Raw genomic sequence first — 17,619 nt, forward strand, 5'->3', positions numbered from 1 at the left:
GATGTTATGATGAAAAATATTACAAAATTCCTATTAGTCTCTTGCACAGCTTTCAGCTCATTAAGTTATGCTGCGCCTGCAATTTCTTTTAGCAAACCACCAAAGTCCGAGGTCGTTGAGTCCAGTTTGTCGCAGACAAGCGATCAAGCACCTTTATCGACTAATCAAAATGATCGCAGCTTATTTAACAGCAATGGAAAGGCTTACGTAATTCCGTCACAAAAGTCTGCTCAAAATGCTGATACTGACACAGTGGTTGTTAAAAAAGGCCTGCAAGTTCAACAGCTGAATTCTAATATTGTGGGAAATGTAACCGGCTCAATCATTGTTAAAACCGATAACAATATTGACCAGATTACAGTTGGGCAAACAGAAACCATCACCATTGGCGGTGGATTTTACCTGTTGCAGTTTTCGGAAGACGTTAACTTATTGGATGCCGTAAAAACCTTAACCAACCAGTACCAAGTAGAAGCAGCTGAAATTGAGGTGAATACTAAGCCTTATAAAGCCATGTAACGCTCGGATTGTGTTATATAAAAAGGCCGCTTAATGCGGCCTTTTTTTAAACACGCTATTAGCTATTTACCAGCCAGATACGCCTTCCAGCCGCCCAGCTGAGTAATCTCCTCCGCACCTTCCAAGCCATAAGGCTCACAGATAAAACCACTAACCACAGAGCCATCTGCCACACGGACTTTACCAATACCTAGCGGGGCTGGAATACCGGCAACAAAGCTACCGAACTCAGCGGTTGGCACCGACCAGATCTCGACATCAATTGCTGCGCCCTGTTCTTCATCCAGAATCAGTCCCGGGCGGAACGGTGGCCCTCCGGCCAGTGCATACATACGATACACAGGTGCGGTTTGGGTAACGGTTTTTAATACCGCACCGCGCTCTTTTAGCTGCCAGTTAAGTGGCAAGCCATCGAGGTGGGCACCACATACCAGTACATCAATGGTGTCTGTTTTGCCGATTACCACCGCTTCTGGTGTAGAAGCTTTACTGTCACTTGCGCCCAGCGGTAAATCAAACAGTGGCTGTATGCAGCGGGCAATCGACAGCAGTGCGCGATCACTGAAGGCATGGCCAACCAGCGTGATACCAAACGGCAAACCGTGTTCAGTAATCTGAGTCGGCACCGCCACCGACGCCATATCCAGCAAGTTCATAAAGTTAGTGTAATAACCTAACTCGCTGTTGTGTTGAATCGGCTCGGCCAGCATTTCTTCAATGGTAAAACAGCGTCCGGCTGTTGGTGTTAATAAACAATCCACATCTGCCAATTGTTGGCCGCAAATTGTTTTTAATGCATTTAACCGATATTGCGCTTTGAATAAATCGGTTGCTTTATGTTCACCACCCGGTGCAATAATATCGCGCACCACTGGGAAAACAGCCTCTGGCTGTTCCGCAATGAGTGGCAGTGTGGCCAGGTAACGCTCAGACACCCAAGGGCCTTCGTATAATAACCGAGCGGCTTCATCAAACGGAGCAAAGTCGATTTCAACCAGTTTGATATTCTGCTGTTGCAAAACCGTCAAGGTTTTTTGATAAGCATTTTGGTAATGTTCATCACCAAAAAATTTCAGTTGCGCCTCTGGAATAATACCCACCGTTAATGGCGATGTTTTATTGGATAAATCATGCTGGCCATAATGGCGCGGATTATTTAAATAGGTATTTTTCCGGCTGTAGGCATCACTGTCGTCAAAGCCTTCGGCAACAGAAAATACCGAGTTAGCGTCATCACTGTTGAGTGCAAAAATGGTCATACAATCAAGGCTGCGACACGCTGGTAACATACCCGTAGCGGATAATAAACCCAGGGATGGTTTTAACCCCACCAGATTATTAAAACACGCCGGCACACGACCAGAACCGGCAGTATCCGTGCCTAAGCTGAAACTGGCTAACCCTAACGCAACCGCAACCGACGAGCCGGAGCTGGAACCACCACTGATGTATTCCGGGTTAAACGAATTTTTACAGGCGCCATAGGGTGAACGAGTGCCGTTTAATCCGGTGGCAAATTGATCCAGATTGGTTTTACCCACAGGAATAGCACCAGCATCAATCAGCTGCTGTACCACAGCTGCTGATTTTTCTGGTGTATACGCAAAGGCATCACATGCCGCTGTTGTTGGAATTCCTGCTAAATCAATATTATCTTTAATCGCAAACGGAATACCCCATAATGGATGACTTTGTGGATCTTTATTTTTTAAACCGTCCAAATAAGGCGTTAATTCAGTCGCGGTTAATTGATGGATCCAGATATTATGATCCTGATATTGCTTCCTCAATTCGCTTATGGCGGCGATCACCTGCTCAGGAGTTGTTTCACCAGACTGATACGCTTGCTGCAGTGCGGTAATGGTTAAAGTATGTTTCATCGTATTTTATTCCTGCTCAATGACCACTAACGCTTGCCCCGCATTGACGCGTTGCCCAGCCGTTAATAAGGTGTGTGTTACAACGCCATCACAATGGGCGAACACCGGAATTTCCATTTTCATCGATTCCAAAATCATCAGACACTGCCCAGCCTTAACCGTATCCCCCACAGCCACTTCAGACTGCCAAACACTGCCGGATACCGGGCTATCAATCACGATAGAATCTTCCGGCCAGTCGGCTTCAGTTTGTTGAATATCGGCTTCTTCGGCTTCGTAATTAAACTGGCCTGTGGCATGCCAATTCGCCAATTCATTATCGAATGCCTGCTGGCGTGCTTGTTGAAACTGATTAATATCCTGCTGGTTATCGGCAATAAATTGTTGGTATTCCGATAAGCTAAAGCTGCTTTCTTCGATGGTAATTGGATAGCGTCCTTGTGGAAAATTCTGGCGAATATCCAACAGTTCATCGCCCGATACCGGGTAAAAACGAATCTGATCGAAGAAACGTAACAGCCAGGGCTTGGCAAATTCGCGAGTCTGGCGATAACGGTTCCACATTTGTAATGTACGGCCGACAAACTGATAACCACCCGGCCCTTCCATGCCATAAACACATAAATACGAGCCACCAATACCAACGGAGTTTTCAGCCGTCCAGGTGCGTGCCGGGTTATATTTTGTGGTCACTAAACGGTGACGAGGATCAACCGGCGTTGCCACCGGCGCACCAAGGTACACATCACCTAATCCCATCACTAAGTAAGACGCATCAAAGACGATTTTTTTCACTTCATCGATGCTATCCAACCCATTAATACGACGAATAAATTCTAAATTACTCGGACACCAGGGCGCATTTGTACGCACAGATTGATCGTATTTTTCAATCGCAAGTTGGCACGCTTCGTCATCCCACGACAACGGAATATGCACAATACGCGAAGGTACCGATAATTCCTGAACCTGTGTAGCTAACTGTTGTTCGGCCTGCTGCAAATACGCTAATAATTCATCAGTGCTGATCACCTGGCTGTCGTAATGCACTTGTAACGAACGAATACCCGGCGTTAATTCTCGGAGGCCCGATTTTGGATTTTTTTGTAACCATTGCATTAATGCATGAGCACGGAAGCGTAGCGCAATATCAAGCTGTTGTTCGCCATATTCCACCAGTAAGAAGTGATCACCGGCCTGACGATACACCACTTTTTCACCCACACTGTTGGCGCTTAATTCACCCAATAACGGCGAGCGATTATCATCAGCCTGAATGGTCAGTTCAGAATCGACTGTTAGTGTTGCTAACTGGTGGATCTGCTGAGCTTCTAACTGATTAGCAGTATCACGGCTTACCGGAACAAAACGAATTTTATCGCCCGCACGTAACTGCCCTAATTTCCATAAATCAGCGGTAATCACGGTTGCCGGGCAAACAAAACCACCCAGCGATGGGCCGTCCGGGCCGAGAATTACCGGCATATCTCCGGTAAAATCGACAGTGCCAAAAGCATAGGCATTATCGTGAATATTGGATGGATGTAATCCTGCTTCACCACCGTCGGCTCGTGCCCATTTGGGTTTAGGGCCAATTAAACGCACGCCGGTACGGCTGGAGTTGTAATGCACTTCCCAGCTGTGTTCATAAAAAGTATTAATATCCTCATCGGTGAAGAAATCAGGCGCGCCATGTGGCCCCGGCATCACATGCAATTGCCATTCATTACTGATCGTGGGTAATAATTTTTTAAGCGCTGCTTTTTCTGATGTCGCCGGGATATCCACAGGGCTGAGTTTTAATACATCACCAACCCGTAACGCCCGACCGTTATGACCACCAAACTGACCTAAGGTAAAGGTAGAACGAGAGCCCAGATATTCCGGGCATTGAATACCCCCTTTTACCGCTAAGTAGCTGCGCGCACCCTGTTCACTCACACGACCCAAAGCTAAAACATCACCGGCTTTAATGTTGATTGTTTGCCACAGTGATAGCGCAATGGTTTCGCCATTTTCTGCCTGGGTCAGCTCGGCAGAAATCTCAGTACCACCCAGTGCAATCACGGTATCTGCTGAGAATTTCAGCGTTGGCCCCTGCATGGTGATTTCTAATCCGGCACAATCCTGATCATTATCCAGCAGGCAATTTAATAAACGGAATGAATAATTATCAAACGGCCCTGAAGGTGGAACACCCACATCCCAATAACCGGAGCGCGCCGGATAATCCTGAATGGTTGTTTGTGTGCCCGCCACCAGCACATCCATACGTTGTGGATAAAAAGCAAAGTCATTTAAATAACGGGTGGTGACTTCTCCAGCCGCTAAAACAGCATCACGGCTTAATGACCGTAAATAATCCAGATTGGTTTCACTGCCGTATAAAACCACCTCATCCAGTGTTGCTTGTAATTTATTCAGAGCCGCTTGCCGGTCATCGGCATGCACAATCACTTTGGCTAACATCGGATCAAAAAAGGGCGGTACTTCGATACCACTTTCAACCCAGCGATCAATACGAATACCTTCACCTTGTGGGAATTGCACCTGAGATAATAATCCGGCACAAGGCTGAAAATCCCGATAAGGATCTTCGGCGTACAAACGTACCTGAATAGCATGGCAGGAAGGTGTTAGCTGCTTTCTCTGCTGATCAAGGTTTGGCGACTGACCAGCGGCTAACTGCACCATCCATTCCACCAGATCAATGCCATATACTTCTTCAGTAACACCATGCTCAACCTGTAAGCGGGTATTTACTTCTAGGAAATAAAATTCATTGCTGTCGGCATCAAAAATAAATTCGACCGTACCGGCATTGCGGTAATTCACACTGGCTAATAAAGTCTCAGCCGTTTGATAAAGCTGCTGGCGAATATCATCGGTTAAATTGGGTGCCGGGCACTCTTCCACCACTTTCTGATTACGACGTTGGCTGGAGCAGTCACGTTCACCAATGGCTAATGCATTGCCCTGGCCATCGGCAAACACCTGTACTTCAATATGCCGTGCACGCTGAATAAATTTTTCTAAAAAGACACCGTCATCGACAAAGTTATTGGCACCCAGACGTTTTACGCTGTCAAACGCTCCCTGTAACTCCTCAGCACTGTGACACAATTGCATACCAATACCACCACCACCAGCGGTGCTTTTTAACATCACCGGATAACCAATCTCATCGGCTTGTTGTAACGCGTCATCCAGACTTGCTAATAAATCTGTGCCCGGTGATAACGGAACATTCGCCGCAATCGCTAATTCACGGGCTTTATGCTTCAAACCAAACGCCAGCATTTGCTCTGCGGTTGGGCCAATAAAAGCAATGCTCTGCTGTTCACAGCGTTGCACAAACTCTGGGTTTTCACTTAAAAAACCATAACCCGGATGAATCGCTTGAGCGCCGCTTTGTTGGGCGAAATCCAGAATTTTTTCAATATCCAGATAGGTTTCTTTGGCAGTTCCGTCGCCTAAACAATAGGCTTCATCGGCATCGCGGACATGTAAGCTATCTGCATCAGATTGGGCATAAACAGCAACAGATTGAATATTCAGCTTTTTCAGAGTGCGGATAATACGCACCGCAATGGCACCACGATTCGCAATCAAAACTTTGCTGAACTCAGGCGAAGAAGGTATGACGGACATAAGTCTTCCAAACCGGGTCGTCCCGGTGTGTTAGCCAAGATCCTGTATTTTAGGGATCACTTTCTGCTGGCTTGCGACGGTGGTCGTCCACCGAAGGGTTTGATCTTAATAAGGTGAATAACTTAAAAAATTATCGTTAATAAAAAATGCTTTTTATTCATTCCAAACCAGAACTTCAACCGGTGTTGGGTTATAACCGTTACAAGGGTTATTCAGCTGTGGGCAATTTGAGATTAAAACAATCACGTCCATCTCCGCCTTTAACTCGACGTATTTACCCGCGCCGGAAATACCATCTTCAAAGGTTAAACCACCAGCGGCTGTTACCGGCACGTTCATAAAGAAATTAATATTGTGGCTGATGTCGCGTTTACTTAAGCCGTATTCCGGGTGTTCAGCAATGGCTAACATCCAGCTGTCACGGCAGGCGTGCATACAGCGCTTTTCCAGATCATAACGCACGGTATTACTTTCGGTGGCACAAGCACCGCCTAAGGTATCATGACGGCCACAAGTGTCGGCGACAATTTCCAGCATCACATTATTACGATCAGAACGTAATTGTGAGCCGGTGGTTAAATACACGTTACCCTGTTCACGAATGGTATCGGTCGCGCTGTAACGTTCCTGCGGATCGTTGGCATTATAAAATAAGGTATCGGCGGCCTGGTTACCTTCCAGATCCAGAATACGGAATGTCTGGCCGGCTTTTACCATTCCAATATAATAATCACCGGCATCAACGGTATCGCGTTGAATGGCATTTTCCGGAATTAATTCAGAGGTGACTAGCTCGTTTTTATTCAGCGTACTGTCTAACATAATAAAGCCCTTAAATTAGAAGCCAGCGGCAATATGATATAAACGGTTATTATCAAAACCGCGCTGATTTTCCGGACGGAAGTTTTTGCAAAAATCATCATCCGCAATCGGCTGTGCAACACCGAGTTCAACCTGAACCGGTAAACGTGGATATTGCTCGGCTTTATTCAATGGGTGTGGGCAGGTGTGCAACACCACCAGCGTGTCCATTTCAAAGCGCAAAGTAACCTGATTACCAGCCTGAGAATGCTCAGCAGCCAAGCTCATATTGCCTCCATCATCCACCGCCACTTTGCTGAACCAGTTGATATTGGCTGCCATATCAGCGCTGGTTAAACCGTACTTGGCTAATTCGACTAAAAACGCATCGTTGCCATTCTGGTACCAGTCATTACGGTCGCTTTGATAATCACGCTTGCCCCACTGCTGTTCGATATGACTGGCGTGGCTGTTACCACACACGGTTTCATGCCAGCCCAGATCATCACCAATAACCGAGGCAAAAATACGCCCCATATCGGAGTACAGGCAGTTGCCTTTAGTTAATTTAAAGGTGTGCTGACACTTTAACGAATCAGGGGCGTTATAACGCTCCAGCAGGTTCTCCGGGTTGTAGAACAACATGCCCATATTGGCGCTGCCTTCCATATCCGTCAGGCGTAATACCGTGCCACGACGTACCCGCAACGACCAATGGCTACCACCCGGAATAACCGTTGTATAGTCGATGGATTTAATTAATTCAGACATAGTTAACTCGCTACCACTTTTATTCAAAAACTGCCTTCAGGTTATGCATTGACAGCCAAGGCTGTTTCTTTGACATCTTTATTAATGGCGTTAAATTCTTTTTCGGCGGTGTTACCAACCGCTAAGTCGTAAGTGACCCCAGCGCCATAACGTCCGGGAGCTTGAGGGTCTAACCGGTGTTTATCAAATACCCACAACCGGGTTCCCAGATAAAAACCTTCACTCAGGTCATGAGTCACCATAAAAACCGTGAGCTGGTATTCTTTCCAGAGTTTAAGCACCAGTTCGTGCATATCGGCACGAATGCCCGGGTCCAGAGCACCAAAAGGTTCATCCAATAATAAGATTCTTGGTTTACCCAATAGCGCCTGAGCAATGGCTAATCGCTGTTTCATGCCACCGGATAATTCATGTGGGTACTTATTCAGTGCATGGCTTAGGCCCACTTGTTCTAAAATTTCCTCGGCGTCTTTTTTTGCCTGCTTACGTTTTTCACCCAATAACCAACCTGTGATACCGGGTTGTTTAAAACCTTTGGCCGCCATCACATTGTCGAGTACCGTCATGTGTGGAAAAACCGAATATTGTTGAAAAACGATGCCACGCTCATCGTCCGGCTCATCACTGATGGGTTTTCCATCCAATAAAATATTGCCCTGACTTGGCGTGACTGTGCCCAACAACATATTCAGAAAGGTACTTTTACCACAGCCCGAAGCACCTACTAAGGTCACAAATTCGCCTTCTTTTACTGTCAGGTTCAGGCGTTCTAACACAACGTTATCGCCGTAGGTTTTCCAGACGTTTTGCACTTCAATCATATTGATTCCACTCTTATGGGCTTCACTCATGATTTTCCCTCCGCCCATGGGAATAAACGCTGATTCAGTTTTCTCAATCCGTAATCAATCACAAACGCAAGAAAAGTAATCCAGGCGACATAGGGTAAAATCACATCCATCGCCATATAACGTCGTACCAGGAAAATGCGATAGCCCAATCCTTCAGTCGAAGCAACGGCTTCAGCGGCAATTAAAAATAACCAGCCAGCCCCCAACGACAAACGCACTGCATCAATCAGTTTGGGCATAATTTGCGGCAAAATAACGCGCACCAAAATCTGAGAGGTGTTAGCCCCCAGTGTTTGTGCTTTCACCAACTGTTCGGTTGGAATTTCCTGAGTTCGGCGTTGAATATCACGCGCAATAAACGGGGTAATACCAATCGCAATCAGTGCAACTTTTGATAATTCGCCAAGGCCAAAGACAATAAATAAAATCGGTAAAATCGCTAATGGTGGTACCAGAGACACTACCGTTAATAACGGCGAAAGCCAGGAAGCAAACAAAGGCAATGCGCCGGTTACCACACCTAACATGAGTCCAATAACTGCTGCGATTAAGACACCCAAACCAAGGCGATACAGACTGGCGGCGGTATCATTCCAGAATAAATATTCACCCGTGCGGCGGCTGGGCTCAAACGCCATACGCTCAATGGCATCACCAATCTGACCAAAAGCCGGTAATAATTTATCGTTTGGATTAAGTTCAAGCCGGGCATCTGAACCCATCAGATACAGAATCAGCAGGGCAATAAACGGAGCGAACCCCAGGAATAACCCTAACGAACGGCCCGGCGCTTGATTAATTAATTTTTTCATAACCGTTCTCAATATCCGCCATATTTATGTTTGCCCGACAACAAGAGTTGCCGGGAAATAAAACAATGAACGAACGGGAAGATTACAGCTTGCCGTCAGCAGCCATCTGCATATAGGTTGGATCAAAACGGAACTGAATATTGCCTTTATCGCCGTAAACACCGGCTGGCATTTCAATACCAATAAAGCCAGCGTCTGGTGCACCTTCTCCTAACAGGCCATGTTCAAAGGAAAATTCCGCCACGTTTTTCATGGTGGTAACTAACTGTTTGCTGTTGGTTAATTCCAGTGCAGTGGATGGGGTATAAAACATTTCGGTGCTGGCCAGTTGAGCTTCATAACCTGCTAAGTCAGTACCTGAAGCTTCTGCCATAAAGGTTTTGGCTTTTTCAGCCGCCTTATCGGTGCCGCTCATGGTGGCCATAATTTCATACCAGGCACCAACCAACGCTTTACCTAATTTAGGTTCTTTTTTCAGGGTATCGGTATTCACAACCAATAAGTCGATGATTTCACCCGGGATTTTTGACGAATCAAATACCTTAGTGCTGTTTGGCATGTTTTCAATTTCACTTAACAGCGGATTCCAGGTCGATACCGCGGTAACGTCATCGGTACCATAAACGGCTACCATATCGGCATCGGAGGTGTTCACCACAGAGATGTCTTTTTCACTCAGGCCAACGCTGTCTAAGCCGCGCGCTAATAAGTAGTGGGAAACACTCAACTCAACCAGATTCACCTTCTGACCTTTGATGTCTTTTAACGAGTCAGCACCTTTTAATACCACACCATCGTTACCATTGGAGAAGTCGCCAACCACCAACGCGGTGCTGTCAACACCACCCGCTGCCGGAATGGTTAACGCATCCATATTGGTCATGGTGCAAGCATCAAATTCGCCCGCCGTGTATTGGTTAATGGATTCGATATAGTCGTTGATTTGTACAACATCGATGTCGAGGCCATATTTTTTTCCCCATTTTTCAACGATGCCTTCTTCAGCGCCATAGGCCCAGGGCATCCAGCCAACGTAAATCGACCAGCACACTTTGTAGCTGTCGGCAGCACTGGCAAGGGAAGAAAAAGAAGCAAGCGAGAGTGTTAAAGCGGCAGTAGCGAGACGTTTCATCATGAACCTCTGAGATTACTGGGTTTAAAAGCTGTGTTTAAAACGGAGTACCCCTGGCAAAGCCAAGCAAGTCTCCCGGGCTTTTATCCCGCCGTGTAACCTGTGTTTTTTCTACAATCAATTGCGTTGCAGAAAAAGGAGAGGTCGAACGCTCTCGGACCAGCCATCTTACGGTTTGATATGTATTTCAGACCAATAAGACCGGAACCCTAGCGTTCTATTTCGTTCAATTGTTGCCCGCTGTGACAAGGGTACGGACAACTTAAGTGTTACAAATTTGATGCCAGCTTTTTAACGGGTTTAACGATGATTTCCTGAAGACATTGCACCATAAGAATGCAAACTTACTTAAAAAGCCCGGAGCGAACGCACCAAATAGACACATTAAAGTGACAACAACCAGTTCTGAATTTCTGATTTATGCCGGCTGACATTTAAGCCGTTAAAGTGATTGCCAAATAACACGCTCGCCTGACGACGCAATTCAGTAGGGGTGACTGAAAACATTTGTTTGAAACGTGAGGAAAAGTGACTGTGATCGTTAAATCCCCAGTCCGTGGCAATATCGGTAATTTTGCCGCTGTAGCCTTTTTCTAATAGACGGTAACATTTTTCCAGTCGGCGACGCTGAATATAACTCACCAACCCACCTTCTTCTTCGAATAAACGGTAAATGGCCGAGCGCGACAGGTTGGATTCATGCGCCAGAGATTTTACGCTCAGGTTATCACTGCTCAGATTGGCCTCAATTAATGCCAGAACCCGCTGCTTTTTCTGCTGTTGTTTGCCCTGATAGCAACCACTTATCTGACGTTGTGCCATCGTCAGGTAATCCAGTAACAACTCCAGGTTACTGTCCACCACCCGGTTCGCTAAAGCTGCAGGCATATTCGGAAGTTTCCGCCATAACAGCTGAATCTGCTCAGCAATTAACTGCGCCAGCGAGTGTTGAGCTGGGATTACCATGGAGGTTAACTCAGCGCGTTTACCGCCATAAGACTGATAGACCGAACGAGGTATCACTATGCACAACACATCGGATGTCAAATCACGGGTCTTCAGCGGATAACGCAGATCCAGCACCGCAATGTCACCCGGGTTTACCGCAATACCTTTACCAGCACTAAAGCCACTGAACCCTCCTTTAAGGTACAGCTGCACCACAATATGATCCGGGTCGTATTGTTCACTCCAGTACCGGTCACGCTCAAATGTCTGCTCAGAAAAGTGGCTTTGAGAAATAACACAATGATCCGCCAGATAGACGGTTGCACCGGCAGAAAAAGACTGACGCTCGTCAGCGGTTAGCTGAGCATCAAATAATGGAGCCATATTCTGTTGCCAATGCCAGTAGGCCTCTTCACTCTCAAGCCCTTGTGTTGCAAACACAGCAGAAGGCAAAACAGCATCATGATCCGGGTACATAGACAACAAGAACAGAAAAATGGGACGCTGATTATAGCAGGCTGGTGCTGCAAAAATACAATGTAGCGCATATCAAACAGTATCAGGTCGCTATGAAGTTTCCGACATATCTTCTGCTGCTTCTGCTCTTCATTTCAGCCACTGCGCTGGCTCAGACAAGTATCGCGACACGTGCAATTCACAACAATGCTCAAGCCATTCCAGCTCCGGCAGAGCTGGTGCCAGAGTCTTTAACTAATGGCGAATTATTTTATGCGATTTTTGTCACTTCCGGCTTGCATGATGCTGAGTCTGACTCACCACAAACCTATAATAATTTTGTGAATAGTGTAGCCGATAGTTCATCAGTTAAAGCAACCAATCACCCGGATATCGAATGGAAAGCTCTGGTAGCAACAAAACAAGCAAATCAGACACACGCTGTTTTTAATCTTGCGCCAAACCGGCCGATTTATAATCTTCAGGGAGAAAAGGTGGCTGACAATGCCGAACAGCTGTTGTCGGGCCGGCTATTTAGTAAAATCAAATACACCGAAACCGGTAGCCATGCTGCATCCCCCTTACTGGTATGGACCGGTTTAATGGCTAATGGTGAGCAGGCTGAAAATTTTGTATTAGGAAATAAACAAGCCGCACTGGGATCGTATGTTTTTCAGGGTAACGGCGTCAGGCATTTTAAAATTCAGGATAGTTATTTTGCTTATCGTTTTTATGCCGTGTCGCCTCTATTAATTAACAAAGAGAATTAATTAACAAAGAGAATTAATTAACAACCCCGATTAATTACTCGTCATTAAGGGTTATAAGGCCAGCTCAGAGCCGCTGTTTCACCAGTCTGAATATTGTATTGAATCACCGGTACACGATCGCCCGCCAACCCGGACACATTGCCCCGAAAAAAGGCGCCGGTATAAACAAAGTGACAAAAGATATCAGCACTTTCTCCCAATAGAGCAATACGACCTGCATTTCTGGCCCACTCGCTTTCCGCTAATGCCCCCTGCCAGCCATTATTACCTGAGATAAACGGTAAGACAGGGTCAGACACTTGCAACAGATCACTCCAAATAAGCGTACAGTCACCTTCAAAAGCCGTGTTCAAGTTGGACAACCCAGCCGGGTAACCTGATACAGAAGGAATACTCTGGTAGTTAGCAAACGCCGTGGAGGGTTCAGCACTTGCCCGCCAGGTTGCATGATATATCTGAACCGCACTGCGCATGGCCCCCACATGAGCCATAAACACAGCATCATCGGCGTCGGAGTCGACATCGGCAAACAACGACAAAGCCGTCGCCGCCAGTATCCCCAACAGCACGATAACGGATATTAACTCGATTAATGTAAAACCTGGCGCCGGACGCTGCACGTGCTCCTTACCCCAATCATTGATGACGACACTTTAAGATTAGCAAAAGAACTGCTTCGATAAAGCTAAGATCGTAATCAGAGTGTTACACCACTTCTGCCGCAGCCGTTGGCTGACTAATGGTTTCATTCTGTCGGGTCATCAGATCCTGCATTTTTGGCTCGGCCATTTCATCAACCCAACGTTGCCAGGTGTAAGGCCATAAAATCGGATCACCGTCAGCATCCAGGTACCAGCTTTGGCAACCTCCAACCCAGGCGGTACCTTGTAAACCTTCTTTCACATAAGCATTAAACTGATTGACCGATTCCCAGGGCGCTTCTACTTCATCGTATTCACCCTGGCGCCAGCGATCCATCAACTTAATCACCCAATCCGTTTGTACTTCACTCATGGCAATCACCGAAAAATTACCAATCGGCGTATTGGGTCCCAACATCAGGAAAAAATTCGGATAATTCGGCAGCATTAACGAACGATAGGCTTTAATACGCTCTGACCAGGCATCGTCAATGTGCAGCTCTTCACGGCCGATCATGTTCATGGGGCGCATAAAATTAAATGGATTAAAACCAGTGGATAACACTAATACATCCAGTTCATGCTCCTGTTCGTTACCATTAGCGTCTTTGGTAACAATGCCTTTTTCCGTGATACGTTTAATACCTTCGGTAATTAAGTGTGCATTCGGCTGTTGGATACCGTTGTAAAAGGTTTTGTTGATGACCACCCGCTTACAGCCTACCCGATAGTTTGGCGTCAGCTTGTCACGTAATGTTTTATCTTTAATGCTGATGCGCAGGTTCAGTTTGCAAGCCGTCTCTAATAACCAGCGCTGAACCTTATGACCAGTAACTGCTTTAGTAAAAAAATGCTCTAAAAATGCAATACTGGTTTTGCGTGCCAGAGCGGTCAGGAAGGGAGAATTTTTTAACCGTTTTTTTGCTTTTTCGGATATTTCAAAATTCGGTAATGGCAATAACCACTGTGGGGTTCGCTGAAAGACGTTCACTTGTGCACCGGTTTTCACCAGCTCAGGAATGAACTGCGCCGCCGTTGAACCCGTACCAATGACACCAACCTTGGTATTCGGGCCAATTTCAACATCATGATTCCAACGGGCAGTATGAAACATCTCACCTTTAAATGAATCCAGCCCTTCAATATCCGGATACGCCGGGTGATGCAAAATACCGGTGGCAGCCACTAAAAAGTCCGCTTCCAGTGCAGCACCTTTACTGGTTTTCACCCACCATTTACCGTTTTTGAAGCGAGCATCGGTCACCGCTTCATTAAACCGTACGCTGTTCATCACACCGTATTTATTGGCAACGTGCTCAAAATATTGCTGAATTTCAGCACCTTCAGCAAAAAAGTGTGACCAACCCGGGTTGGGCTCAAACGAGTAGGTGTACATGTGAGCCGGTACATCGCAGGCAACACCGGGATAAGTATTCTCGCGCCAGGTACCACCGATATTGGCGGTTTTTTCCAAAATGGTAACGTTCGTAATGCCAGCTTCCCGCAGCTTGATCACCATCAGAATGCCCGTCATACCGGCACCAATCACAATTACCGAAGGGTTTCGCTTCCCCTTCCGGATAGCATCAACCTGTTCCTGAATCTGTTCTTCCTGTGCGCTGGTGTTCAACATGATGGTGGCTCACTTATTGTTGTTATGATCAGTTCGATAATAACAACCAGCATACTGGCTCAGACAACCCTTGCGCCATGAGGGAATCAGACTTAAATTTGTGATTTTCAGACACCGTTATTCCAGCTTATGAGCCAACGATCCATTACCAGCGTGCAGATCATCTGTGATTACGCCAGCGGCCTTGGCCTTGCCCCGCAGGATTTAATCGCCAACAGCGCTATCCGCTCGGAGCAACTACAGCAAGACTGTCAGATTGATGAACAGCAGGAATTGCAGGTCATCAACAACTTACTAAGCCATACCGGGTCACCGTACGAGACCGGAATGGAGCTGGGCATGCGTTATCAGCTGACCAGTTATGGCATTTTTGGTTATGCCTTGCTGTCGAGCAGCACACTGCGTCAGGCCATTACATTTGGCCAACAGTACCTGGCACTGACTTATATTTTTTCTGAGCTGCTGTTAATTGAAGAAGCTGAATCGCAACAAGCTCTGATTGAAATACGTTGTCCGCTGGCCGGGGATACCGGCAAGTTATTAGCCAGTCGTGATATGTGGGCTGTGTTAGTGATCATGCGTGAATTATTGCCCGAGCTGGAACAAGGCAAACATAACATCGTGGTGGAACTGGATATGCCGGAGCCGGATGGCTTTGCTGGCTCGTTACAGGCAAAACTGCTGCAACAAGCCGGTGTTAACTGGCACTTTAACGCGGGCCGTTTTGCGTTTGCCGGGCTGTCGACCTTATTGGATGAACCCTTACCCAAAGCCAATGCCATGACTGCTCAGCTGTGTGAGCAACAATGCCGTGAGCTGCTGAATCAAAAACAAACAGTGCAGTCATCGGTTGAGCAATTATCCTCTACCGATCAATCATCTTCCGTTAAACAGTCAGCGTCTTCCCGGCCACCATCGGTTTGCGAACAGGTACGGAATCAGATTCTGACCTTGGGCCTGACCAGCAGTATGGAGCAGGTCGCATCATCCATGGCGCGTACGTCCCGTACACTACACCGCCAGCTTCACAATGAAGGCAGCAGCTGGAGGCAGGTCCGGGACGATGTTCGTTTGGGCTTAGCGGAAGCATTCCTGAAACAAGCGCTCTCTATTGAGGTCACCGCTGAACGTCTGGGATACAGTAACAGCGCTAATTTCAGCCATGCTTTTAAACGCTGGAAAGGAGTCACGCCCAGCGTTTATCGCAAAGACTCACTGAATGAATAATTCAGAGGCGCCTTAACTAAAAATATGATCCTTACTGCGGAAGTTTTTCGTCCAGCGACGAAAGGTAAAACTGAACCCCGGAAACATCGCAATTACTTTGCCGCTTTTGCTTTTATACCAGCTGTTGCAGCCACCGTTCTGCCAAACGGTTTTGTTCATTTCTTCATGAATATGCCGGGTGTAACGATCTTCCGCATCCTCACGCACCTCAACTGACTGTTTCGCCTGCCGGATCACAGACTTAATGGCAGACATGATGTAGTTCATCTGCGCTTCAATCACAAAAATAGCCGACGTGTGGCCAATCCCGGTATTGGGCCCAGTAACAATAAACAAATTCGGGAAGCCCGGCGCACTGGTACCCAGATAAGCCCTGGGGAAATCTTCCCAGGCTGAAGCCAGTGTCGTGCCGCCTTTACCAACCACGGGATAAGAAATCACACCATCGGTGGCATCATAGCCGGTTGAATAAATAATTAAGTCCAACTCTAACTGCTCACCCTGCGTGGTGTTAATGCCGACCTCGGTAATGGTATCAATACTATCGTCCTGGCTGTGCAAGGTAACGTTATCACGGCAATAAGCCGGATACAGAGCATTGGAAAGAATGATACGTTTACAGCCAATGCTCCAGTCAGGTGTGACTTTTTTACGCAATTCAGGGTCTTTAATTTGCTGACGAATATGCTTTTTAGCAAGGCGGGTCGCCATTAAATCACGCATAAATTCAGAATATTTAAATCCGATAATACGGGTCTCAAGCGTCCAATAAATTGCTTCCCGTAATGCCCGATAGACTTTTTTATGACGCAATAATTTTCGCTGCCAGCCTTTAAACTGATAATCATGACGCGGCATCACCCAATGAGGGCTACGCTGGAAAATGTGTAATTCACCTACATCGGGCGCAATTGCCGGAATAATCTGTGCAGCACTGGCACCACTGCCAATGATCGCCACTTTTTTTCCGCGCAAATCAAAATCGTGATTCCAGTTATTGGTATGAAAGGACTCGCCTTTAAATGAATCTCGACCTGGAAAATCAGGGATCACTGGGGTACTCAGTGGCCCGGAAGCATTAATCACAAACCGGGCTTTTAACGTTTGCGGCTCACCGCTTTGGATATGCCGGACATCGATCTGCCATAAGCTCTCAGCTTCCAGCCATTGAATCTTTTCAACGTTCGAGTGAGTACGAGTTCGATCACGCAAACGATGTTTATCAATAACATGATTGGTGTAACGTTCAAGTTCATCCTGCTCTGCAAACATCTGAGACCAGTCATAAGGCTCTGATTCAATCGAATATAAGGGCGACTGAACATCCACCGCGGCTCCCGGATAGCTGTTCTGGCACCAGGTTCCCCCCATAAACTCCCGACGCTCAAGCAAAATAAAGTCATCGATACCCTGCTCTTTTAAACGTATGGCGGCACATTGACCACCAAAACCACTACCAATAATGATGACTGCGTGGGTCGACATGAGAATCTCCGGTTTCTGTTTTTATAATCTGATACAAGCGCA

Annotated in this window: 14 protein-coding genes and 1 riboswitch; of the genes, 3 read left to right on the top strand and 11 right to left on the bottom strand. The window is 46.6% G+C overall.

What is annotated here, in order from left to right:
- The first annotated feature begins 6 nt into the window (after window positions 1-6).
- Window positions 7-519, top strand: a complete 513-nt coding sequence (locus KFF03_RS14155; RefSeq protein WP_255857567.1) for a hypothetical protein — start codon at window positions 7-9, stop codon at window positions 517-519.
- 62 nt (window positions 520-581) lie between these two features.
- Here KFF03_RS14155 and atzF read toward each other — a convergent pair whose 3' ends face one another.
- The 8 genes from atzF to KFF03_RS14195 all read right to left on the bottom strand — a co-directional run bounded on the left by atzF (window position 582) and on the right by KFF03_RS14195 (window position 11,818).
- On the bottom strand, window positions 582-2,399 hold the full coding sequence (gene atzF, locus KFF03_RS14160; protein ID WP_255857568.1) for an allophanate hydrolase: 1,818 nt from the start codon (window positions 2,397-2,399) through the stop codon (window positions 582-584).
- A gap of 6 nt (window positions 2,400-2,405) precedes the next feature.
- The gene (uca, locus tag KFF03_RS14165; RefSeq protein WP_255857569.1) at window positions 2,406-6,050 is read right to left on the bottom strand and encodes an urea carboxylase; all 3,645 of its coding nucleotides are present in this window, start codon (window positions 6,048-6,050) and stop codon (window positions 2,406-2,408) included.
- A gap of 153 nt (window positions 6,051-6,203) precedes the next feature.
- Window positions 6,204-6,872 (bottom strand): urea amidolyase associated protein UAAP2, encoded by a 669-nt coding sequence (locus KFF03_RS14170; RefSeq protein WP_255857570.1) that lies wholly within the window; start codon window positions 6,870-6,872, stop codon window positions 6,204-6,206.
- Between the two features lie 15 nt (window positions 6,873-6,887).
- Window positions 6,888-7,622, bottom strand: coding sequence for an urea amidolyase associated protein UAAP1 (locus tag KFF03_RS14175; protein WP_255857571.1), 735 nt, complete (start codon window positions 7,620-7,622; stop codon window positions 6,888-6,890).
- Window positions 7,623-7,663: 41 nt separating this feature from the next.
- Window positions 7,664-8,473: an ABC transporter ATP-binding protein gene (locus KFF03_RS14180; RefSeq protein WP_370647412.1), complete on the bottom strand. Its 810-nt coding sequence runs from the start codon at window positions 8,471-8,473 to the stop codon at window positions 7,664-7,666.
- On the bottom strand, window positions 8,470-9,285 hold the full coding sequence (locus KFF03_RS14185) for an ABC transporter permease (protein ID WP_255857572.1): 816 nt from the start codon (window positions 9,283-9,285) through the stop codon (window positions 8,470-8,472). Before KFF03_RS14185 ends, KFF03_RS14180 begins: the two co-directional genes overlap by 4 nt.
- A gap of 82 nt (window positions 9,286-9,367) precedes the next feature.
- Window positions 9,368-10,417, bottom strand: coding sequence for a putative urea ABC transporter substrate-binding protein (locus KFF03_RS14190; protein ID WP_255860930.1), 1,050 nt, complete (start codon window positions 10,415-10,417; stop codon window positions 9,368-9,370).
- Between the two features lie 70 nt (window positions 10,418-10,487).
- A riboswitch (guanidine-I (ykkC/yxkD leader) is annotated at window positions 10,488-10,641 on the bottom strand.
- A gap of 160 nt (window positions 10,642-10,801) precedes the next feature.
- Entirely contained in the window at window positions 10,802-11,818 is a 1,017-nt protein-coding gene (locus KFF03_RS14195; protein ID WP_255857573.1) for a helix-turn-helix domain-containing protein, read from the bottom strand.
- A gap of 116 nt (window positions 11,819-11,934) precedes the next feature.
- Between KFF03_RS14195 and KFF03_RS14200 the strand changes: the two genes are divergently transcribed.
- On the top strand, window positions 11,935-12,591 hold the full coding sequence (locus KFF03_RS14200) for a hypothetical protein (protein ID WP_255857574.1): 657 nt from the start codon (window positions 11,935-11,937) through the stop codon (window positions 12,589-12,591).
- A gap of 44 nt (window positions 12,592-12,635) precedes the next feature.
- Here the strand turns inward: KFF03_RS14200 and KFF03_RS17700 are convergent, their stop codons facing one another.
- Together KFF03_RS17700 and KFF03_RS14210 are read right to left on the bottom strand one after the other, a co-directional pair.
- Window positions 12,636-13,211 carry a type II secretion system protein gene (locus tag KFF03_RS17700; RefSeq protein ID WP_304941504.1) on the bottom strand — a complete coding sequence of 192 codons (576 nt, stop codon included), beginning with the start codon at window positions 13,209-13,211 and terminating at the stop codon, window positions 12,636-12,638.
- Window positions 13,212-13,296: 85 nt separating this feature from the next.
- Complete coding sequence (locus KFF03_RS14210) at window positions 13,297-14,865, bottom strand: NAD(P)/FAD-dependent oxidoreductase (RefSeq protein ID WP_255857575.1); 1,569 nt, start codon at window positions 14,863-14,865, stop codon at window positions 13,297-13,299.
- A 129-nt stretch (window positions 14,866-14,994) separates the two neighbouring features.
- Here KFF03_RS14210 and KFF03_RS14215 point away from each other — a divergent pair, with 129 nt between their 5' ends.
- Window positions 14,995-16,092, top strand: coding sequence for an AraC family transcriptional regulator (locus KFF03_RS14215; RefSeq protein WP_255857576.1), 1,098 nt, complete (start codon window positions 14,995-14,997; stop codon window positions 16,090-16,092).
- A gap of 12 nt (window positions 16,093-16,104) precedes the next feature.
- On the opposite strand, the gene KFF03_RS14220 is transcribed toward KFF03_RS14215, so the two are convergent.
- The gene (locus tag KFF03_RS14220) at window positions 16,105-17,577 is read right to left on the bottom strand and encodes an NAD(P)/FAD-dependent oxidoreductase (protein WP_255857577.1); all 1,473 of its coding nucleotides are present in this window, start codon (window positions 17,575-17,577) and stop codon (window positions 16,105-16,107) included.
- Between the last annotated feature and the right edge of the window lie 42 nt (window positions 17,578-17,619).

The sequence above is a fragment of the Bacterioplanoides sp. SCSIO 12839 genome, assembly GCF_024397975.1.
GTDB lineage: Bacteria > Pseudomonadota > Gammaproteobacteria > Pseudomonadales > Oceanobacteraceae > Bacterioplanoides.